This is a genomic window from Streptomyces sp. SCSIO 75703, from assembly GCF_036607905.1.
Lineage (GTDB): Bacteria > Actinomycetota > Actinomycetes > Streptomycetales > Streptomycetaceae > Streptomyces.
Map to the genome: position 1 here is coordinate 4,254,137 of NZ_CP144555.1, position 20,782 is coordinate 4,274,918.

Sequence of the window (20,782 nt, forward strand, 5' to 3'; positions counted from 1 at the left end):
ACCGACACCACGTACCTCGTGGTACCCACCGGCACCTCGTGATACGTCGTACGTACCGGACGACCACATACGCGGACCCCGCCACCGGCACCCCACCGCCGGACCGGCACCCGCGCCCAGGAACGGCAGAGAGAGTCCATGGACCGCCTCGACAACACCATCCGCCCCTACGCCTGGGGCTCCACCACCGCGATCCCGGCGCTGCTCGGCACCGAGCCGACCGGCGAACCGCAGGCGGAGATGTGGCTCGGCGCCCACCCCGGCGCCCCCTCCCGCACCGGCCGGGGCAGCCTCGCCGAGGTCATCGACACCGACCCCGAACGGGAACTCGGCGCCGCGAGCGTCGCCGCCTTCGGCCCGCGCCTGCCCTTCCTCCTCAAGATCCTCGCCGCCGGCGCCCCGCTCTCCCTCCAGGTCCACCCCGACCTGGCGCAGGCCGAGGAGGGCCACGCGGACGAGGAACGCCGCGGCGTCCCCCTCGACGCACCGCACCGCAACTACAAGGACGCCAACCACAAGCCCGAACTGCTCTGCGCCCTCACCGAGTTCGACGGCCTCTGCGGATTCCGGACCCCCGAGCGGACGGCCGGGCTGCTCGACGGACTCGGCGTCCCCTCCCTCAAGCCCTACGCCGACCTGCTGCGCGCCCACCCCGAGGAAGCCGCCCTGCGCGAGGTCCTCACCGCGATCCTCACCGCCGACCCCGAGGAGACGACCCGCACGGTCACCGAGACCGCCGCGGCCTGTGAACGCCTGGGCGGCCCCTACGCCCCCTACGCCGACATCGCCCGCCACCACCCGGGCGACCCCGGCGTCCTCGCCGCGCTCCTGCTCAACCACGTCCGGCTCCAGCCCGGCGAGGCCCTCTACCTCGGCGCCGGCGTCCCGCACGCCCACCTCGCCGGCCTCGGCGTCGAGATCATGGCCAACTCCGACAACGTGCTGCGCTGCGGACTGACCCCCAAGCACGTCGACGTCCCCGAACTGCTGCGCGTCGTCCGCTTCGCCTCCGGCGACCCCGGCGTCCAGCGCCCGGAGGCGTCCCCGGACGGCGAAGAGGTCTACGACACCCCGACCGACGAGTTCCGCCTCTCCCGGTACGTCCTCCCCGAGGGCGGCGCCACCCGCGACCTCACCGGCCCGGCCGCGCAGATCCTGCTCTGCACCGCGGGAACGGTCCGGGCGGGCGACCACGACCTCGCCCCGGGCGGCTCCGTCTTCGTCCCCGCGGGCGAACCGGCCGCCGTCTCCGGTACCGGCACCGTCTTCCGCGCCACCGTGCGCGTCTGACGGCCCACCGGCAGCCCGGTCCGGCCCACGCCGCCGGACCGGGCTGCGACAATGACGCCCCGCACACCACGGACCCACCGCCGGGACGCCGCGCCGACCGGGGACGTGTCCGTGACCACGGGTCGCGGCGACGCCGCGGACGCACCAGCACGACGACGAGACCGGCACACAGCCGACGAAGGTGAAGGGGCAACGCGACACATGAGCGCGTCAGGCGGTACCAAAGCGATCGTGGCGGCACTCGGCGCCAACCTGGCGATCGCGGTGGCGAAATTCGTGGCGTTCGCCTTCAGCGGCTCGTCCTCGATGCTCGCCGAGGGCGTGCACTCGCTCGCCGACTCCGGCAACCAGTTCCTGCTCCTGCTCGGCGGCAAACGCGCGCAGCGCGCCGCCACCCCCCAGCACCCCTTCGGCTACGGCCGCGAACGCTACGTCTACGCCTTCCTCGTCTCCATCGTCCTCTTCTCGGTCGGCGGCATGTTCGCCCTCTACGAGGGCTACGAGAAGATCAAGCACCCGCACGCCGTCGAGCACTGGTACTGGCCGGTCGGCGTCCTCGTCTTCGCGATCATCGCCGAGGGCATCTCCTTCCGCACCGCCATCAAGGAGTCCAACACCCTGCGCGGCACGCTCTCCTGGAAGGAGTTCATCCGCCGCGCCAAGGCCCCCGAACTCCCGGTCGTGCTCCTGGAGGACTTCGGCGCCCTCATCGGACTCGTCCTCGCCCTCGGCGGCGTCGGCGTGGCCCTGCTCACCGGAGACGGCGTCTGGGACGGCGTCGGCACCCTCTGCATCGGCGTCCTGCTCATCGTGATCGCGCTCGTCCTGGCCGCCGAGACCAAGTCCCTGCTCCTCGGCGAGGCCGCCGGCCCCGAACAGCTCACCCGGATCGAGTCCGCCCTCGTCGACGGCGACAGCGTCCCCCGTGTCATCCACATGCGCACCCTCCACCTCGGCCCCGAGGAACTCCTCGTCGCCGCCAAGATCGCCGTCCGGCACGACGACACCGCCGCCCAGATCGCCACCGCCATCGACGCCGCCGAGGCCCGTATCCGCCAGGCCGTCCCCATCGCCCGCGTCATCTACCTGGAACCGGACATCTACAGCGAAGCCGAGGCAGCCAAGGGCCCCGACCGCGAGGCCACCCCCGGCGGACCCGGCTCCGACGCCCACTGACCGCCCTCCCTCCACCGCCACCTGCCACGGAGCCCCGCACCGGGACCGGCCTGCACCGGGCGGACCCGGCACGGCGACCGGTGACCCTGCGTGAAGACGACGCTCCGCAAACGTCCGGAAGTGTGCGGAGCCGGACTGGGGCCGCCGCGCTCCCCGGTGTAGCTTGGTGCGGAGCCAGACGTCGCTGCTGATGGCGGTCGGGCGGTCCCCACGGACCGGCCGAGGGAGAGAGGGCCTCCGACGGACTGCGCTGCGCGCACGCGGGCATGCCTGTGTCCTCTTCGGGGCACCCCTGTGTCCGCCGCCGCGCAGGTCAGCCGTACCCACCTCGACCCGAACCCGAGGAGCAGCCCGTAATGACGACTGTCGACAGCCGACAGGACTTCAAGGTCGCCGACCTCTCCCTGGCCACGTTCGGCCGCAAGGAGATCACCCTCGCCGAGCACGAGATGCCCGGCCTCATGGCGATCCGCAAGGAGTACGCCGAGGCCCAGCCCCTCGCCGGCGCCCGCGTCACCGGCTCCCTGCACATGACCGTGCAGACCGCCGTCCTCATCGAGACCCTGGTCGCCCTCGGCGCCCAGGTCCGCTGGGCCTCCTGCAACATCTTCTCCACCCAGGACCACGCCGCGGCCGCCATCGCCGTGGGCCCCGACGGCACGCCGGACGACCCGCGGGGCATCCCGGTCTTCGCCTGGAAGGGCGAGACCCTGGAGGAGTACTGGTGGTGCACCGAGCAGGCCCTGACCTGGCCGGACAGCCCCACCGGCGGCCCCAACATGATCCTGGACGACGGTGGTGACGCCACCCTCCTCGTCCACAAGGGCGTCGAGTACGAGAAGGCCGGCGAGGTCCCCGCCCTGGAGACCGCCGAGTCCGACGAGCACCGCGTCATCCTCCAGCTCCTGCACCGCACCCTGGGCGAGAACGCGCAGAAGTGGACCCACCTCGCCTCCGAGATCCGCGGCGTGACCGAGGAGACCACGACCGGCGTCCACCGCCTGTACGAGATGCACCGCGAGGGCACCCTCCTGTTCCCGGCGATCAACGTCAACGACGCCGTCACCAAGTCGAAGTTCGACAACAAGTACGGCTGCCGCCACTCGCTCGTCGACGGCATCAACCGCGCCACCGACACCCTGATCGGCGGCAAGACCGCGGTCGTCTGCGGCTACGGCGACGTGGGCAAGGGCTGCGCGGAGTCCCTGCGCGGACAGGGCGCCCGCGTGATCATCACCGAGATCGACCCGATCTGCGCCCTCCAGGCCGCGATGGACGGCTACCAGGTCACGACCCTCGACGAGGTCGTCGAGCAGGCCGACATCTTCGTCACCACGACCGGCAACAAGGACATCATCATGGCCTCGGACATGGCCAGGATGAAGCACCAGGCCATCGTGGGGAACATCGGCCACTTCGACAACGAGATCGACATGGCCGGCCTCGCCAGGATCCCCGGCATCGTCAAGGACGAGATCAAGCCCCAGGTCCACACCTGGACCTTCCCCGACGGCAAGGTGATCATCGTCCTCTCCGAGGGCCGCCTGCTCAACCTGGGCAACGCCACCGGCCACCCGTCGTTCGTGATGTCCAACTCCTTCGCGGACCAGACCCTGGCCCAGATCGAGCTGTTCACCAAGCCCGACGAGTACCCGACCGACGTCTACGTGCTGCCCAAGCACCTCGACGAGAAGGTCGCCCGTCTCCACCTGGACGCGCTCGGCGTGAAGCTGACGACGCTCCGCCCCGAGCAGGCCGAGTACATCGGCGTCACGGTCGACGGCCCGTACAAGCCGGACCACTACCGCTACTGACACGGCCCCGGCCGGAGGGACACGCCCGCGCGTCGACGCGTCCCCCGGCCGATCGCCGGCTCCTCCGAGACAGGCCCCCGCACCCCCGTGCCGGGGGCCTGCCCCGTCGGCGCCTCAGTGGCAGCACCCGCCCGCCGTCACCCAGGACCCCCATGCCCCGCGGCCGTTATTCGCTCCACGATCCGCACGATCACACCCCCCTCGCGGAAGAACACTTCCAGTGCGCCACCGGCCCCTCCGGCTGGCGTTACACGTCCCGGCTGACCACACCCGCCGGCGACCCCCACGGCTCCGTCGACCTCACGCTCGACGACCTCGGCCGCCCCCTGCGCCTCGAACTCCACGCCGGTGGCTGGCAGGTGCGCGGCGCCGCCCTCGACGGCGTCACCTGGGTCCGTACCGACCCCACCGGAGACCACGCCACCGAAGGCAATGTGCGCGCCCACGCCTTCACCGGCACCTCCCCGGCCTTCCTCGTCGCCACCGCACGACTCCTGCGCCTCACCCCCTCCGCGTCGGAGACCCGGGTCCGCCTGGTCGCCCTGACGGACCCGGTCCTCGCCCCCCGCACCGTGGACCAGTCCTGGACCTTGCGGGAAAGAGAAGCACACGCCACTGACAACGGCCCCCTCGTCGTGGAGGAGTACCAGGTCACAGCCCTGGACACGGGCGAACGGCATACCGTGCACCTCGCCGGCGACGTCGTCCTCGCGGCCCCGGGGACCGAGCTGGAGGACCTGGAGTCACCGCCCTCCGTCTTCCCCTGAGCGGAAGCTGAGCGGCACCTCGCACGAGGCCGCGCCCCCGAGACGACACGAGGCCGCGCCCCCGAGACGAACCGAGGGGCAGGCGAACGGTCCCCGGCGACAGCCGGGGACCGGAGGACGGAGTGGCGGGACGGGACCGGCCCGCTACGCCGGAGGTACGAACCCCGTGCCGGCGCCGCCGCCCGCCCCTCCTCCGGCCGGAGGAGGGGGCCCTCCTCCGGCCGGAGGAGGGGCGGGGGAAGAGGCGGGAGAGGACGCCGGGGGAGCGACGGCGGGAGCAGCGGGCGGGGCCACCGCAGCCGTGAGGGAGGACGGCGGCACCGGAGCCGTCGACGGGAGCCGCGTCGGCGGAGTCGTCACCGGAGCCATCGGAGTCACCGGAGAGGGGCCGGCGGCCCAGGGGCCGGGTGCCCCGGCAGCGGTCGCACCCGCAGGCGCGCCGCTCCCGAACGCGCGCCGCGCCTCCCGGGCCTGCCGCTCGTGCAGCACCGCCGACAGGTACGCCGGCGCGGGTACGCCGTACGGCGGCGGCGTCCCCGTACGGGCCGCGACGTCGGACGCCAGCCGCTCCGCCATGGAGTGACGCACCTGCCCGTCGAGCTGCCCCATCCGCGTCAGGTACTGCCGGACGGCGAGCCACAGCCCGTCCGGGACCGCGGAAAGGTCGAGCTCCGCGAACCGTCCGGCCAGCCAGGGCGGGGGCGGCGGCACGTACGCCGCGGGCGTGACCGGCACCCGCTCCCGCACCACCAGGGTCCCCGCGAACACGTCCCCGACCCGCCGGCCGCGCGCGGACACCAGGGAGGCGATGCACGCTCCCGCGCCGAAGGTCAGGAGGATCTCGATCACCCCGATCAGGCCCCGCACCAGCGCGTGCCGGAACCGGATCGGTCCTCCGTCGTCGCGGACCACCCGCAGCCCGCACGCCAGCTTCCCCAGCGAACGGCCGTGGGTCAGCGTCTCCACCGCGATCGGACCGCCCACCAGGACGAGGACGAACGACGTGATCGACAGCGCCGTCTGCGCCGCGTCGTCCAGCGAGGACGTGGCCGCGACCAGGGCGATCGTGACGATCAGGTACACCGTCACGGCCGCCGCCAGATCGAGCAGCAGCGCCATCGCCCTGCTGGGCAGCTTCGCGTGGCGCAGTTCCAGCGCCACCGCCTCGCCCGTCACCAGCTCACTCACCGCACGCCGCCCTTCCCCGTCTGCCTCTCGTCCGCCCAGTCTGCCAAGCTGTGGGCGCACCGCGCCGCGGTACGACAAGCAGATCCACGACGAGCCGCCGACGATAGCCGAGGAGCACGCACACCGATGGACCTCGACGTCTTCGTCTCCGCCCACCGGGCGGAGTGGGACCGCCTCGACGACCTCCTGCGCCGCCGGCGCCGGCTGACCGGGGCCGAGGCGGACGAACTCGTCTCCCTGTACCAACGGACGGCCACGCACCTCTCCGTGGTCCAGTCGAGCGCGCCCGACCCGCAGCTCACCGGGCGCCTGAGCCAGCTCGTCGCCCGCGCGCGCAGCGCGGTGACGGGCACCCGCCGGGCATCCTGGCGGGACGTGACCCACTTCCTCGCCCACGGTTTTCCCGCCGCGGTCTACCGGGCCCGCCACTGGTGGGTGCCCACGGCGCTGCTCTCCACCGCCGTCGCCGCCCTGCTGGGCTGGTGGATCGGCACCCATCCCGAGGTGCAGTCGGCGATCGCGGCGCCGAGCGAACTGAGGGAGCTGACCAGGCCCGGCGGCCAGTACGAGACCTACTACTCCTCCCACCCGGCGGCGTCGTTCGCCGCACAGGTCTGGACGAACAACGCCTGGGCCGCGGCGCTCTGCCTGATCCTGGGCGTCTTCCTCGGACTGCCGGTCCTCTGGATCCTGTTCCAGAACATGCTCAACCTGGGCATCGGCTTCGGCCTGATGTCGTCCGCCGGCCGCCTCGACACCTTCCTCGGCCTGGTGCTGCCGCACGGCCTGCTCGAACTGACCGCCGTCTTCGTCGCCGCGGGTACGGGGATGCGGCTCGGCTGGACCGTCATCGACCCGGGACCGAGGACCCGTCGCGACGCTCTCGCCGAGGAGGGCCGGGCCGCCATCGGCATGGCGATCGGGCTGGCCCTGGTCCTGTTCGTCTCGGGTGCCATCGAAGGCTTCGTCACCCCGTCCGGGCTGCCCACCTGGGCCCGCATCACCATCGGCGTCGTCGCCGAGCTGGCCTTCCTCGCCTACGTCTACGTCCTGGGCGGGCGTGCCGCGCGCAGCGGCCAGACGGGGGACCTGGAGGCTGCCGGACGCGGTGCCACCGTGCCGACGGCGGCCTGATGTGCGTCCGGCCCGGGGGAGCTGCTAGTGTCCTCATCGTTCCCCACACGAGCCGTTGACACGGACCGCGTGGGGAGGTAGATTCAAACAGTTGCCCGGAGATGGGGTTCACTCCCGGAGGGCGTCTTGAGAACCTATCCGCTTCCCGAATCCTCGATTCCGAGGAAGCATCCCCCCGATGAATCGGAAACAACGGCCGGTCGGACCGGCCCGAAAGTTCTGCTAAAGTCGGGTCCGCCGGAAAGGGAAACGCGAAAGCGGGAACCTGGAAAGCACCGAGGAAATCGGATCGGAAAAGGTCTGATAGAGTCGGAAACGCAAGACCGAAGGGAAAGCGCCCGGAGGAAAGCCGGAGACAGTGTCTCGGGTGAGTACAAAGGAAGCGTCCGTTCCTTGAGAACTCAACAGCGTGCCAAAAGTCAACGCCAGATATGTTGATACCCCGACATCGGGACTCTGTTCCTGATGTTGTGGTTCCTTTGAAATACACAGCGAGGACGCTGTGAACGGTCGGACTATTCCTCCGACTGTTCCGCTCCCGTGAAAAGCATTCACGGAGAGTTTGATCCTGGCTCAGGACGAACGCTGGCGGCGTGCTTAACACATGCAAGTCGAACGATGAACCACTTCGGTGGGGATTAGTGGCGAACGGGTGAGTAACACGTGGGCAATCTGCCCTGCACTCTGGGACAAGCCCTGGAAACGGGGTCTAATACCGGATACTGATCCTTCTGGGCATCCAGAGGGTTCGAAAGCTCCGGCGGTGCAGGATGAGCCCGCGGCCTATCAGCTTGTTGGTGAGGTAATGGCTCACCAAGGCGACGACGGGTAGCCGGCCTGAGAGGGCGACCGGCCACACTGGGACTGAGACACGGCCCAGACTCCTACGGGAGGCAGCAGTGGGGAATATTGCACAATGGGCGCAAGCCTGATGCAGCGACGCCGCGTGAGGGATGACGGCCTTCGGGTTGTAAACCTCTTTCAGCAGGGAAGAAGCGAGAGTGACGGTACCTGCAGAAGAAGCGCCGGCTAACTACGTGCCAGCAGCCGCGGTAATACGTAGGGCGCAAGCGTTGTCCGGAATTATTGGGCGTAAAGAGCTCGTAGGCGGCTTGTCGCGTCGGTTGTGAAAGCCCGGGGCTTAACCCCGGGTCTGCAGTCGATACGGGCAGGCTAGAGTTCGGTAGGGGAGATCGGAATTCCTGGTGTAGCGGTGAAATGCGCAGATATCAGGAGGAACACCGGTGGCGAAGGCGGATCTCTGGGCCGATACTGACGCTGAGGAGCGAAAGCGTGGGGAGCGAACAGGATTAGATACCCTGGTAGTCCACGCCGTAAACGGTGGGCACTAGGTGTGGGCAACATTCCACGTTGTCCGTGCCGCAGCTAACGCATTAAGTGCCCCGCCTGGGGAGTACGGCCGCAAGGCTAAAACTCAAAGGAATTGACGGGGGCCCGCACAAGCGGCGGAGCATGTGGCTTAATTCGACGCAACGCGAAGAACCTTACCAAGGCTTGACATACACCGGAAAGCATTAGAGATAGTGCCCCCCTTGTGGTCGGTGTACAGGTGGTGCATGGCTGTCGTCAGCTCGTGTCGTGAGATGTTGGGTTAAGTCCCGCAACGAGCGCAACCCTTGTCCCGTGTTGCCAGCAGGCCCTTGTGGTGCTGGGGACTCACGGGAGACCGCCGGGGTCAACTCGGAGGAAGGTGGGGACGACGTCAAGTCATCATGCCCCTTATGTCTTGGGCTGCACACGTGCTACAATGGCCGGTACAATGAGCTGCGATACCGTGAGGTGGAGCGAATCTCAAAAAGCCGGTCTCAGTTCGGATTGGGGTCTGCAACTCGACCCCATGAAGTCGGAGTCGCTAGTAATCGCAGATCAGCATTGCTGCGGTGAATACGTTCCCGGGCCTTGTACACACCGCCCGTCACGTCACGAAAGTCGGTAACACCCGAAGCCGGTGGCCCAACCCCTCGGGGAGGGAGCTGTCGAAGGTGGGACTGGCGATTGGGACGAAGTCGTAACAAGGTAGCCGTACCGGAAGGTGCGGCTGGATCACCTCCTTTCTAAGGAGCACTTCTAGGCTGCTTCGGCAGTCCAGAGGCCAGTACATCGGCGAATGTCCGGTGCTGGTTGCTCATGGGTGGAACGTTGACTACTCGGCATTCTTGGTCGTCTTCTCCTTCTAGTACTGCCCTTTGCGGGGCGTGGAACGGTGAGGGAAGCGGTGGGGGTGTCGGGCACGCTGTTGGGTGTCTGAGGGTGCGGCCGTGATGGCTGTGTCTTCGGTTGCCGGCCCCGGTATAGATCTGCTTCGGCGGGTTGTGACGGGTGGCTGGTCGTTGTTTGAGAACTGCACAGTGGACGCGAGCATCTGTGGCCAAGTTTTTAAGGGCGCACGGTGGATGCCTTGGCACCAGGAACCGATGAAGGACGTGGGAGGCCACGATAGGCCCCGGGGAGTCGTCAACCAGGCTTTGATCCGGGGGTGTCCGAATGGGGAAACCCGGCAGTCGTCATGGGCTGTCACCCGCTGCTGAACACATAGGCAGTGTGGAGGGAACGCGGGGAAGTGAAACATCTCAGTACCCGCAGGAAGAGAAAACAACCGTGATTCCGGGAGTAGTGGCGAGCGAAACCGGATGAGGCCAAACCGTATGCGTGTGAGACCCGGCAGGGGTTGCGCATACGGGGTTGTGGGATCTCTTGTTCACAGTCTGCCGGCTGTGAGGCGAGTCAGAAACCGTTGATGTAGGCGAAGGACATGCGAAAGGTCCGGCGTAGAGGGTAAGACCCCCGTAGTCGAAACGTCAGCGGCTCGTTTGAGAGACACCCAAGTAGCACGGGGCCCGAGAAATCCCGTGTGAATCTGGCGGGACCACCCGCTAAGCCTAAATATTCCCTGGTGACCGATAGCGGATAGTACCGTGAGGGAATGGTGAAAAGTACCGCGGGAGCGGAGTGAAATAGTACCTGAAACCGTGTGCCTACAAGCCGTGGGAGCGTCGGAGCAAGGCTTGCCTTGCTCTCGTGACTGCGTGCCTTTTGAAGAATGAGCCTGCGAGTTTGCGGTGTGTTGCGAGGTTAACCCGAGTGGGGAAGCCGTAGCGAAAGCGAGTCCGAAGAGGGCGGTGGAGTAGCACGCTCAAGACCCGAAGCGGAGTGATCTAGCCATGGGCAGGTTGAAGCGGAGGTAAGACTTCGTGGAGGACCGAACCCACCAGGGTTGAAAACCTGGGGGATGACCTGTGGTTAGGGGTGAAAGGCCAATCAAACTCCGTGATAGCTGGTTCTCCCCGAAATGCATTTAGGTGCAGCGTCGTGTGTTTCTTGCCGGAGGTAGAGCACTGGATAGGCGATGGGCCCTACCGGGTTACTGACCTTAGCCAAACTCCGAATGCCGGTAAGTGAGAGCGCGGCAGTGAGACTGTGGGGGATAAGCTCCATGGTCGAGAGGGAAACAGCCCAGAGCATCGACTAAGGCCCCTAAGCGTACGCTAAGTGGGAAAGGATGTGGAGTCGCAGAGACAACCAGGAGGTTGGCTTAGAAGCAGCCATCCTTGAAAGAGTGCGTAATAGCTCACTGGTCTAGTGATTCTGCGCCGACAATGTAGCGGGGCTCAAGCGTACCGCCGAAGTCGTGTCATTGCGATATGTACCTCTAACGGGGATCGTGATGGGTAGGGGAGCGTCGTCTGCCGGGTGAAGCAGCACCGGAAGGTAGTTGTGGACGGTTGACGAGTGAGAATGCAGGCATGAGTAGCGATACAAACGTGAGAAACGTTTGCGCCGATTGACTAAGGGTTCCTGGGTCAAGTTGATCTGCCCAGGGTAAGTCGGGACCTAAGGCGAGGCCGACAGGCGTAGTCGATGGATAACCGGTTGATATTCCGGTACCCGCTGTGGAGCGTCAAACATCGAGCATCGTGATGCTAAGGCCGTGAAGCCGTCCTGGATCCTTCGGGTGAAGGGGAGTGGTGGAGCCGCTGAACCAAGCGGTTAGTAGGTGAGTGATGGGGTGACGCAGGAAGGTAGTCCATCCCGGGCGGTGGTTGTCCCGGGGTAAGGGTGTAGGCCGTGAGGTAGGTAAATCCGCCTCGCAATAGGCTGAGACCTGATGCCGAGCCGATTGTGGTGAAGTGGATGATCCTATGCTGTCGAGAAAAGCCTCTAGCGAGTTTCATGGCGGCCCGTACCCTAAACCGACTCAGGTAGTCAGGTAGAGAATACCGAGGCGTTCGGGTGAACTATGGTTAAGGAACTCGGCAAAATGCCCCCGTAACTTCGGGAGAAGGGGGGCCATTCCTGGTGATGATCTTTTCGGTCTGAGCTGGGGGTGGCCGCAGAGACCAGCGAGAAGCGACTGTTTACTAAAAACACAGGTCCGTGCGAAGCCGTAAGGCGATGTATACGGACTGACGCCTGCCCGGTGCTGGAACGTTAAGGGGACCGGTTAGCTTGGATTCGTCCAGGCGAAGCTGAGAACTTAAGCGCCAGTAAACGGCGGTGGTAACTATAACCATCCTAAGGTAGCGAAATTCCTTGTCGGGTAAGTTCCGACCTGCACGAATGGCGTAACGACTTCTCGGCTGTCTCAACCATAGGCCCGGTGAAATTGCACTACGAGTAAAGATGCTCGTTTCGCGCAGCAGGACGGAAAGACCCCGGGACCTTTACTACAGTTTGATATTGGTGTTCGGTTCGGCTTGTGTAGGATAGCTGGGAGACTTTGATGCATGCACGCCAGTGTGTGTGGAGTCGTCGTTGAAATACCAGTCTGGTCGTGCTGGATGTCTAACCTGGGTCCGTGATCCGGATCAGGGACAGTGTCTGATGGGTAGTTTAACTGGGGCGGTTGCCTCCTAAAGGGTAACGGAGGCGCCCAAAGGTTCCCTCAGCCTGGTTGGTAATCAGGTGTTGAGTGTAAGTGCACAAGGGAGCTTGACTGTGAGACCGACGGGTCGAGCAGGGACGAAAGTCGGGACTAGTGATCCGGCGGTGGCTTGTGGAAGCGCCGTCGCTCAACGGATAAAAGGTACCCCGGGGATAACAGGCTGATCTTCCCCAAGAGTCCATATCGACGGGATGGTTTGGCACCTCGATGTCGGCTCGTCGCATCCTGGGGCTGGAGTCGGTCCCAAGGGTTGGGCTGTTCGCCCATTAAAGCGGTACGCGAGCTGGGTTTAGAACGTCGTGAGACAGTTCGGTCCCTATCCGCTGTGCGCGTAGGAGTCTTGAGAAGGGCTGTCCCTAGTACGAGAGGACCGGGACGGACGAACCTCTGGTGTGCCAGTTGTTCTGCCAAGGGCATGGCTGGTTGGCTACGTTCGGGAGGGATAACCGCTGAAAGCATCTAAGCGGGAAGCCTGCTTCGAGATGAGGGCTCCCACCCACTTGATGGGGTAAGGCTCCCAGTAGACGACTGGGTTGATAGGCCAGATATGGAAGCACTGTAAAGTGTGGAGTTGACTGGTACTAATAGGCCGAGGGCTTGTCCTCAGTTGCTCGCGTCCACTGTGTTGGTTCTGAAACCACGAACAGTCTTTGTTGGCTGGGTTTTATAGTGTTTCGGTGGTTATAGCGTAGGGGAAACGCCCGGTTACATTCCGAACCCGGAAGCTAAGCTCTACTGCGCCGATGGTACTGCAGGGGGGACCCTGTGGGAGAGTAGGACGCCGCCGAACAAATATTGGGAAGACCCCGCACCTTTGGTGCGGGGTCTTCTGCGTTTCCGGAGACATTTCCCGGCCCGGGGATCCTGCGTCGGCCGAGGGGACGGGCCCCTCTCTCCCGAGGGCGCCCGTCCACAGCGTCACAGACGGCCGGCGGCCTTCAGTTCCAGATAGGTGTCAGCCAACGCGGGCGCCAATTCGTCCGGCGTCGCGTCCACGACCGTCACACCGTGCCGACGGAGCTGGTCCGCCGTGCGTCGACGCTCCTCCTGGTCCTGAGCTGCCGCCGCGGCCTCGTACAGGGCGTCCACGTCGCCCCGGGTGCCGGCCATGCGCGCCACGAGCGGGTCCGCCACCGAGGCCAGGACGACCGTGTGACGTCGGGTGAGCCGGCCGAGGACCGGAAGCAGCCCCTCCTCGATCGGGGCCGCGTCGAGCGATGTCAACAGGACCACCAGGGAGCGGCGCGGAGCCGACCGGAGGGCCGCCGCGGTCAGACCCCGCGCGTCCGTCTCCAGAAGTTCCGGCTCCAGCGTCGCCATGGCGTTCACCAGCGAGGGGAGCACATCGTTGGCCGTACGGCCCTGGACCAGCGCGCGGACCCGGCGGTCGTACGCCAGGAGGTCCACGCGGTCACCGGCCCGGGAGGCGAGCGCGGCCAGCAGCAGCGCGGCGTCCAGGGAGGCGTCGAGACGCGGTGCCTCGCCCACCCGGCCCGCCGACGTACGACCGGTGTCGAGGACGAGGAGGATGTGCCGGTCACGCTCGGGACGCCAGGTGCGCACCGCGACCGTCGAATGCCGGGCCGTGGCCCGCCAGTCGATGGAACGGGTGTCGTCACCCGGCACGTACTCGCGCAGGCTGTCGAACTCCGTGCCCTCGCCGCGGGTGAGCACGCTGGTGCGGCCGTCGAGCTCACGCAGCCGCGACAGCCTCGAAGGCAGGTGCTTGCGGCTGGTGAAAGGCGGCAGCACCCGTACCGTCCACGGCACGACATGGGTGCCCTGACGGGCGAAGAGACCCAGCGGGCCGTACGAGCGGATCGTCACCCGGTCACTGCGGTGATCGCCGCGGCGCGTCGGCCACAACCGGGTGGTCAGCCGGCGGCGTTCGCCCGGCGGGATCGTCAGCCGGTGACGCGAGGCCGCCGGCTCCGTCCCCGGACGCCAACTGCTCGGCGGCCAGGCGTCCCGGAGCCGGGCACGGAGCCGGCGGCGCGACGGATTCGCCACCGTCAACACAACGTCGGCAGAGTCGCCCAGTCGTGTGGAGGTGTCGCCGGAGCGGGTCAGACGCAGGCTCCGCACCGGAGCGGCCAGGGCGAAGTCACAGGCGCACGCCACGGCCAGCGGGGCGTTCACCGCGAGGACACCCGTCCAGCTCGGGTCCCAGATGCCGACGGGGACCGAGCCCAGGGCCGCCAGGAGCGCGGCGCGGCCGGTGAACGCCATCAGCGCGGGACGGGGACGTGGGCGAGGATGGCGTTGATCACGGAGTCCGTGGTGACGCCCTCCATCTCGGCCTCGGGACGGAGCTGGACGCGGTGGCGGAGCGTCGGCAGCGCCAGCGCCTTCACGTCGTCGGGCGTGACGTAGTCGCGGCCGGTCAGCCAGGCCCAGGCGCGGGCCGTCGACAGCAGTGCCGTGGCGCCGCGAGGGGACACCCCGAGGGTGAGCGACGGCGACTCGCGGGTGGCGCGGCAGACGTCCACGACGTAGGCCGCGATCTCCGGGGACACGGTGGTCTTGGCGACCTCGGCGCGGGCCGCCTCCAGATCGGCGGCGCTCGCGACGGGGCGTACGCCGGCGGCGCCCAAGTCACGCGGGTTGAAGCCCGCCGCGTGCCGGGTGAGCACGTCGATCTCGTCTTCGCGGGAGGGCAGCGGCACGGTCAGCTTGAGCAGGAACCGGTCGAGCTGGGCTTCCGGCAGCGGGTAGGTGCCCTCGTACTCGACCGGGTTCTGGGTCGCGGCGACCAGGAACGGCTCCGGGAGCGGGCGGGGCGTGCCGTCGACGGTGACCTGCCGCTCCTCCATGGCCTCGAGGAGGGAGGACTGGGTCTTCGGCGGGGTGCGGTTGATCTCGTCGGCGAGGAGCAGGTTGGTGAAGACCGGGCCCGGCTGGAAGGAGAACTCGGCGCTGCGCGTGTCGTAGACCAGGGAGCCGGTCACGTCGCTCGGCATGAGGTCGGGGGTGAACTGGACGCGCTTGGTGTCGAGTTCGACGGCGGCGGCGAGAGCGCGGACCAGGAGGGTCTTGGCGACGCCGGGGACGCCTTCGAGGAGGACGTGGCCGCGGCACAGGAGGGCGACGACGAGACCGGTGACGGCGGCGTCCTGGCCGACCACGGCCTTGGCGATCTCGGCGCGCAGGGCCTCCAGGGAGGCGCGGGCGTTGCCCGGGACCCCGGTCCGCCCGGCGTTGTCAGTGGTCGGGTCCATCATGGACGGCGTACCTCTCTTTCGAGGGCGTCGAGTCGGTCGGTGAGTGCGACGAGAGCCGCGTCGTCGCTCGGCGTCGGGCCGAACAGGAGGGTGTGCAGGGACCGTTCTCCGTCACCGTGGAGGTGGGCGGAGAGCGCGGGGAGCAGGGCCTCGGGCGCGTGCGCCTGGGAGACGGGGACGCCGACGAGGGGGGCGAGGCGGGTGCGGGTGGCGGAGCGGAGCGCGGAGGCGGCGCGGTCGCGGGCGTTCGCCTTGCGGTAGAGGCGGGCGCGGCCTTCGACGGTCTCGGAGGCGCGGACCACGACGGGGAGGTTCTCCGGCACCAGGGGGCCGAACCGGCGCGCCCGCCACAGGGCGGCGAGGCCGGCGGCGACGAAGAGCTGGAGCGTGCCCCAGAGCCAGCCGGAGGGGAGCAAATCGAAGAAGCCGCGCTCGTCCCGCGGGGCCGAGGCGTCGGACAGCGAGGGGAGGTACCAGACCAGATGCGGCCGGGAACCGAGGAGTTGAAGGGCGAGCGAGGCGTTGCCGTGCTCGGCGAGCCGGTTGTTGCGCAGGATGTCGGAGGAGCCGAGGACGACGGTGTCGCCGCCGGTCTCCGTCCCGTCCGCCGCGGCCTCCGGGACGCGCAGGAGGGTGGCGAGCCGCTGGCTGCGGTAGCACGTGTCGGCGTCCGCGTCGGTGCTGCTGTAGCGCAGGCCGCCGGTGTCGGCGGTCCCCGCGCGCCGGGCGGCGGGCAGATCGCAGTCGGGGGAGAGGGTCGAGGTGGGGCTGAGGGCCGGGTCGGCGGTGACGCCCGGGGCCAGCCGCTCCACGGAGGGGCCGCCCGGCGCCACGAGGACGGTGCGTCCGCCCGCCGCGGCCGTCGCCGTGCGCAGTTCGGACTGCTGTCGCTCCGTCAGGAGGTCGGGTATCGCCACCAGGAGGGTGGTGTCGGGGCCGGCCGCGGACCGGGCGCCGTCCAGCGTGGTGACCACACGCGTGTCCACCCCGCGGTCGGCGAGGAGTTCGGCGACGGCCCGGCTGCCGTAGGGGTCGGCCGAGCGCGGGTCGAGTTCGCCGTGCCGGACTCCGGAGCGGGCCGCGGCCATCACCACGGCGCCGACGAGCAGCAGGACGAGGGCGAGTGTGACGCCCCGCGCGCGGCTCCACAGTCCGCGGACGGTGGGCGAGGCCGAGGTGCCGGGCAGGGTGGCCTCCGTGGTCATCCGGCGGCTCCCCGGGACGTGGTGAGGTCGGTGTCGGCGGTGCCGCCCGCCTGCCGCGGTCTGGTGCGGGCGATGTCACGGTCGAGGGCGGCGAGCTGCCGGTACGCCTCCTCGGAGCCGGGCCGGCCACCGTACGTGACGTCGTCGAAGTCGCGGGCGGCGGCGCGCAGTCGGTCGCCGTGGCCGGGCAGGGCGCGGCCGGCCTCCGTGGCGGCCTCGTCGGCGGTGCGGCCCGGCCGGACGTCGAGCAGGGCGCGTTCCTCCAGGGCGCGGACGAGCGCGCGCATGCGTTCCTGGACGGCCTGGCTCCAGTGGCCCTGGGCGGCGTGCGCCTCGGCGGCGGAGCGGTGGTCGGCCGCACTGCGGGGACGTTCGTCGAAGAGGGCCGAGGCGGAGACGGGCCGGCCGCGGGGGGTGCCCAGGCGCCACCAGAGGGCACCCAGCACCACGAGGACGGCCACGATGACGACGACCAGGCCCACGGTCCCGCCGGGCGTCGCGCCGGAGGCGGCGGTGAACAGGCCGTCGAGCCACTCCCAGAAGGCGGTCAGCGCCCGCTGTGCCCAGCTCGGCTCGTTCTCGTGGTACATCCGCTTGGCCAGCTCGCGCCGCGCCGCCTCCCGCGCGGGGTCGCGCGGGAGGGTCACGGGCGGCTCGTCGCCCGAGCGCGCCGATGCGAGTACGGAGACGTCGACGGCGTGCCGCGTCACCCGGATGGCGGTGCGTGGCAGCACCTCCGTGAGCATTCCCCCCGCCGGACTCACCGCATCAGCTCCCCGGGACGGTGCCGGGGGCGCCGGCCCCGGGGGCCTGGACGCCGGCGGCACGGGCCAGTTCGAGGTCGAGGGCTTCGCGGCGGATGCGCTGGTCGATGTACAGGAGCACGGTGACGCCCGCCGAGATCGGCAACGTGATCATCGAGCCGATCACCGAGCCGATGCCGCTGATGATGAGGAAGGCCCAGCCGAGGCCGCCGGCACCCTCCACGAAGTCGCCGAAGCCGTCGCCGGCGACCAGGCCGGCCACGAAGGCGAAGGGGATGACGACGAGCACGCCGACGGCGCCCACGATCAGCGCGGTGAGGAGCTGGATGCCGAACATCCGCCACCAGGAGCCGTCCACCAGCCTGCCGGAGCGGCGCAGGGCCTTCACGATCCCCTGCTTCTCCAGCATCAGCGCCGGGGAGGCCAGGGAGAGACGGACCATGAGCCGCACCACGTAGACGGCGGCGCCCAGGAAGCCGAGGACGGTCAGGGCCGTCCCGGCCCCAGTGTCGCCCCCGAGGAAGGTGACGAGGAGTCCGGGCAGCAGCCCGGCCAGCAGTACGCCGGACACCATGAGCATCATCAGCAGGACCAGGCCGAGGAGCCGCGGGACCTGGGGCCGGGCGTCGCGCCACGCCTCACGGGTGGTCACCGAGGCGCCGAGGACGGCCCGGCTGGTCACCGTGGTCAGCAGGGCCGTGGCCACGACGGTGCCGACGAGCGTGACGGCGAAGACGAGCGCCGAACCGAGCAGAGCGCCGAAGAAGACGTCGGCCACCTCGCCCGGCGAGGGGTCGCGGTCGAGGGCGGCCGTGCCGGTCTTGTCCAGGAGGAACCCCTGGAACAGGACGGTGACGACCTCCGTGAGGACCGCGACGGTCAGCGAGATGCCGAGGACGGTGCGCCAGTGGGCGCGCATGGTGGAGACCGAGCCGTCCAGGATCTCGCCCAGGCCGAGCGGGCGGAGCGGGATGACGCCGGGCTTGGCCGCGGGCGGGGGACCGCCCCAGCCGCCTCCCCAGCCCCCGCCGGGGCCTCCCCAGCCCCCGCCGGGGCCTCCCCAGCCCCCCGGGGCGCCGTAGCCGCCCTGGCCTCCCCAGCCGCCGCCGGCGGGCGGGGCCTGCCCGCCGGGGTGGGGAGCCTGGCCGGGGCCCGCGGGCGCGGACCACTGGCCGGGGGGCGGCTGCCGGTCGGACCACTGCGGACCGGCGTGCCCCTGCTCCGGGGCCGGAGCGCCGGCGGGCCGTTCGGTGCCGGGGGGGACGGCGGGACCGGACGCGCCGGGCTCCCGCCCGTCGGACGGGGCGGGTCCGGGCGATGCCCAGCCCGGAGTGTCGTTCATCGTCGCTCCTTCACGGTGCCCGTCCGCGGTCGCGGTGGCGTTTCGGCTGCCATCGTGCCATGGGGTGGTCTCGCGGGGACCGGGCGCGGTCCGCCCCGCACACCTGCCAGGGGCCGCCCCGCAGGGGGCAGACTGGCCGCATGGCTGATCAGTACGCGCGAACCGGCGAGGACCGGCGCCCTGGCGGCATCCCCGCCCTGCGCTGGGAGGAACTGCCCGACGGCCCGGCGCTGGTCCTGCTGGACCAGACCCGGCTGCCGGCCGAGGAGGCCGAACTGGTGTGCCCCGACCCGTCCGCGCTGGTGGAGGCGGTCCGTTCGCTCGCCGTGCGCGGGGCGCCGCTGCTCGGCATCGCGGGAGCCTACGGGATCGCGCTCGCCGCCGCACGCGGTCACGCCGTGGAGGAGGCCGCGGTGGCGCTGGCCGGGGCCCGCCCCACCGCGGTGAACCTCGCCGTCGGGGTGCGCCGCGCCCACACCGCGTACCGGGACGTCCTCGCGCGGAGCGGCGATCCCGAGCGGGCCGCCGCCGCGGCGCTCGCCGCCGCACGGGCCCTGCACCGGGAGGACGCCGAGGCCAGCGCCCGGATGGCCGGGCACGGGCTGGCGCTCCTGGACGAGCTGCTGCCGGGCGGCGGACACCGCGTTTTGACCCACTGCAACACCGGGGCGCTGGTGTCGGGCGGGGAGGGCACGGCGTTCGCCGTGGCGCTCGCCGCGCACCGGGCGGGCCGGCTGCGGCGGCTCTGGGTGGACGAAACGCGTCCGTTGCTGCAAGGTGCTCGCCTGACGGCCTATGAGGCGTCCCGCCACGGCATGGCGTATACCTTGCTCACCGACAACGCGGCCGGTTCGCTGTTCGCCGCCGGTGAGGTGGACGCCGTGCTGATCGGGGCGGACCGCGTCGCGGCCGACGGTTCGGTGGCGAACAAGGTGGGGAGCTATCCGCTCGCGGTGCTCGCGCGGTACCACCATGTGCCGTTCATCGTGGTGGCGCCGGTGACGACGGTGGACCCCGGCACACCGGACGGGGCGTCCATCGAGGTCGAACAGCGCCCCGGCGGCGAAGTGACGGAGGTCACAGCGCCCTGGGTGCGGGTGACGGGAGGGGGAGGTGGGATTCCGGTGGCACCGCCGGGGGCCCAGGCGTACAACCCGGCGTTCGACGTGACGCCGCCCGAGCTGGTGACCGCCATCGTCACCGAGGAGGGCGCGGTCTCGCCCGTGACGGCCGGGGCCCTCGCCGAGCTGTGTGTCAGGTCACGCCAGGTCACGATGAGCTAATGGGATGATGTCGTTTATGAAGGGACGAGTCCTTGTCGTCGACGACGACACCGCACTGGCCGAGATGCTCGGCATTGTGCTGCGTGGTGAGGGTTTTGAGCCGTCTTTCGTAGCCGACGGCGACAAGGCGTTGGCCGCGTTCCGGGAGACCAAGCCCGATCTGGTGCTGCTCGACCTGATGCTTCCCGGCCGGGACGGCATCGAGGTGTGCCGCCTGATCAGGGCGGAGTCGGGTGTGCCGATCGTGATGCTGACGGCCAAGAGCGACACGGTCGACGTCGTGGTGGGCCTGGAATCGGGCGCCGACGACTACATCGTGAAGCCGTTCAAGCCCAAGGAGCTGGTGGCCCGCATCCGCGCCCGGCTGCGCCGGTCCGAGGAGCCCGCGCCGGAGCAGCTCGCCATAGGCGACCTGGTCATCGACGTCGCGGGGCACTCCGTAAAGCGGGAGGGGCAGTCCATCGCCCTGACGCCGCTGGAGTTCGACCTGCTGGTGGCACTGGCCCGCAAGCCGTGGCAGGTGTTCACCCGCGAGGTGCTCCTGGAACAGGTCTGGGGCTACCGGCACGCGGCCGACACCCGTCTGGTCAACGTGCACGTCCAGCGGCTGCGCTCCAAGGTCGAGAAGGACCCGGAGAAGCCGGAGATCGTGGTGACCGTCCGCGGCGTCGGCTACAAGGCCGGACCGAGCTGAC

The 20,782-nt window shown here is 69.3% G+C and carries 13 protein-coding genes and 3 rRNA genes; 10 read left to right on the top strand and 6 right to left on the bottom strand.

What is annotated here, in order from left to right; translation table 11 throughout:
* The first annotated feature begins 138 nt into the window (after nt 1-138).
* From manA to VM636_RS18750, 4 genes are all read left to right on the top strand, one after another.
* Nucleotides 139-1,290: a mannose-6-phosphate isomerase, class I gene (gene manA, locus VM636_RS18735; RefSeq protein ID WP_338485187.1), complete on the top strand. Its 1,152-nt coding sequence runs from the start codon at nt 139-141 to the stop codon at nt 1,288-1,290.
* A 201-nt stretch (nt 1,291-1,491) separates the two neighbouring features.
* Nucleotides 1,492-2,466 (top strand): cation diffusion facilitator family transporter, encoded by a 975-nt coding sequence (locus tag VM636_RS18740; protein WP_030422594.1) that lies wholly within the window; start codon nt 1,492-1,494, stop codon nt 2,464-2,466.
* Nucleotides 2,467-2,822: 356 nt separating this feature from the next.
* Nucleotides 2,823-4,280: an adenosylhomocysteinase gene (ahcY, locus tag VM636_RS18745; protein ID WP_030422593.1), complete on the top strand. Its 1,458-nt coding sequence runs from the start codon at nt 2,823-2,825 to the stop codon at nt 4,278-4,280.
* A 152-nt stretch (nt 4,281-4,432) separates the two neighbouring features.
* Complete coding sequence (locus VM636_RS18750; RefSeq protein WP_030422592.1) at nt 4,433-5,047, top strand: hypothetical protein; 615 nt, start codon at nt 4,433-4,435, stop codon at nt 5,045-5,047.
* Between the two features lie 144 nt (nt 5,048-5,191).
* Here the strand turns inward: VM636_RS18750 and VM636_RS18755 are convergent, their stop codons facing one another.
* Entirely contained in the window at nt 5,192-6,235 is a 1,044-nt protein-coding gene (locus tag VM636_RS18755; RefSeq protein ID WP_338485188.1) for an RDD family protein, read from the bottom strand.
* 126 nt (nt 6,236-6,361) lie between these two features.
* Here VM636_RS18755 and VM636_RS18760 point away from each other — a divergent pair, with 126 nt between their 5' ends.
* From VM636_RS18760 to rrf, 4 genes are all read left to right on the top strand, one after another.
* Nucleotides 6,362-7,369, top strand: a complete 1,008-nt coding sequence (locus VM636_RS18760) for a stage II sporulation protein M (protein WP_030422590.1) — start codon at nt 6,362-6,364, stop codon at nt 7,367-7,369.
* A 550-nt stretch (nt 7,370-7,919) separates the two neighbouring features.
* Nucleotides 7,920-9,444: ribosomal RNA gene (locus VM636_RS18765) — 16S ribosomal RNA — on the top strand.
* Between the two features lie 312 nt (nt 9,445-9,756).
* A 23S ribosomal RNA gene (locus VM636_RS18770) occupies nt 9,757-12,877 on the top strand.
* 68 nt (nt 12,878-12,945) lie between these two features.
* A 5S ribosomal RNA gene (gene rrf, locus VM636_RS18775) occupies nt 12,946-13,062 on the top strand.
* The 16S, 23S and 5S rRNA genes sit together here, the layout of an rRNA operon.
* Before the next feature lie 128 nt (nt 13,063-13,190).
* Here the strand turns inward: rrf and VM636_RS18780 are convergent.
* The 5 genes from VM636_RS18780 to VM636_RS18800 are packed head-to-tail and all read right to left on the bottom strand — an operon-like array spanning nt 13,191 to nt 18,804.
* A complete protein-coding gene (locus VM636_RS18780) occupies nt 13,191-14,501 on the bottom strand; it encodes a DUF58 domain-containing protein (RefSeq protein WP_338485189.1) in 1,311 nt (436 codons plus the stop codon).
* A complete protein-coding gene (locus VM636_RS18785; protein WP_078962701.1) occupies nt 14,501-15,490 on the bottom strand; it encodes a MoxR family ATPase in 990 nt (329 codons plus the stop codon). Before VM636_RS18785 ends, VM636_RS18780 begins: the two co-directional genes overlap by 1 nt.
* A complete protein-coding gene (locus tag VM636_RS18790) occupies nt 15,490-16,698 on the bottom strand; it encodes a DUF4350 domain-containing protein (RefSeq protein ID WP_030418517.1) in 1,209 nt (402 codons plus the stop codon). Before VM636_RS18790 ends, VM636_RS18785 begins: the two co-directional genes overlap by 1 nt.
* The gene (locus tag VM636_RS18795) at nt 16,695-17,444 is read right to left on the bottom strand and encodes a DUF4129 domain-containing protein (RefSeq protein WP_338485190.1); all 750 of its coding nucleotides are present in this window, start codon (nt 17,442-17,444) and stop codon (nt 16,695-16,697) included. The genes VM636_RS18790 and VM636_RS18795 overlap by 4 nt, the downstream gene beginning before the upstream one ends.
* Nucleotides 17,445-17,466: 22 nt before the next feature.
* Nucleotides 17,467-18,804, bottom strand: coding sequence for a hypothetical protein (locus VM636_RS18800; RefSeq protein ID WP_338485191.1), 1,338 nt, complete (start codon nt 18,802-18,804; stop codon nt 17,467-17,469).
* A 140-nt stretch (nt 18,805-18,944) separates the two neighbouring features.
* Here VM636_RS18800 and mtnA point away from each other — a divergent pair, with 140 nt between their 5' ends.
* Both mtnA and mtrA read left to right on the top strand, forming a co-directional pair.
* The gene (gene mtnA, locus VM636_RS18805; RefSeq protein WP_338485192.1) at nt 18,945-20,087 is read left to right on the top strand and encodes an S-methyl-5-thioribose-1-phosphate isomerase; all 1,143 of its coding nucleotides are present in this window, start codon (nt 18,945-18,947) and stop codon (nt 20,085-20,087) included.
* 4 nt (nt 20,088-20,091) lie between these two features.
* Nucleotides 20,092-20,781, top strand: a complete 690-nt coding sequence (gene mtrA / locus VM636_RS18810) for a two-component system response regulator MtrA (protein WP_193776289.1) — start codon at nt 20,092-20,094, stop codon at nt 20,779-20,781.
* Nucleotide 20,782: the final 1 nt, after the last annotated feature.

What these genes read in the sequence shown, in the direction of transcription:
- manA (WP_338485187.1), top strand. Translation starts at nt 139, where the DNA reads ATGGACCGCCTCGACAACACCATCCGCCCCTACGCCTGGGGCTCCACC.
- VM636_RS18740 (WP_030422594.1), top strand. Translation starts at nt 1,492, where the DNA reads ATGAGCGCGTCAGGCGGTACCAAAGCGATCGTGGCGGCACTCGGCGCC.
- ahcY (WP_030422593.1), top strand. Translation starts at nt 2,823, where the DNA reads ATGACGACTGTCGACAGCCGACAGGACTTCAAGGTCGCCGACCTCTCC.
- VM636_RS18750 (WP_030422592.1), top strand. Translation starts at nt 4,433, where the DNA reads ATGCCCCGCGGCCGTTATTCGCTCCACGATCCGCACGATCACACCCCC.
- VM636_RS18760 (WP_030422590.1), top strand. Translation starts at nt 6,362, where the DNA reads ATGGACCTCGACGTCTTCGTCTCCGCCCACCGGGCGGAGTGGGACCGC.
- VM636_RS18780 (WP_338485189.1), bottom strand. Translation starts at nt 14,501, where the DNA reads ATGGCGTTCACCGGCCGCGCCGCGCTCCTGGCGGCCCTGGGCTCGGTC.
- VM636_RS18785 (WP_078962701.1), bottom strand. Translation starts at nt 15,490, where the DNA reads ATGGACCCGACCACTGACAACGCCGGGCGGACCGGGGTCCCGGGCAAC.
- VM636_RS18790 (WP_030418517.1), bottom strand. Translation starts at nt 16,698, where the DNA reads ATGACCACGGAGGCCACCCTGCCCGGCACCTCGGCCTCGCCCACCGTC.
- VM636_RS18795 (WP_338485190.1), bottom strand. Translation starts at nt 17,444, where the DNA reads ATGCTCACGGAGGTGCTGCCACGCACCGCCATCCGGGTGACGCGGCAC.
- VM636_RS18800 (WP_338485191.1), bottom strand. Translation starts at nt 18,804, where the DNA reads ATGAACGACACTCCGGGCTGGGCATCGCCCGGACCCGCCCCGTCCGAC.
- mtnA (WP_338485192.1), top strand. Translation starts at nt 18,945, where the DNA reads ATGGCTGATCAGTACGCGCGAACCGGCGAGGACCGGCGCCCTGGCGGC.
- mtrA (WP_193776289.1), top strand. Translation starts at nt 20,092, where the DNA reads ATGATGTCGTTTATGAAGGGACGAGTCCTTGTCGTCGACGACGACACC.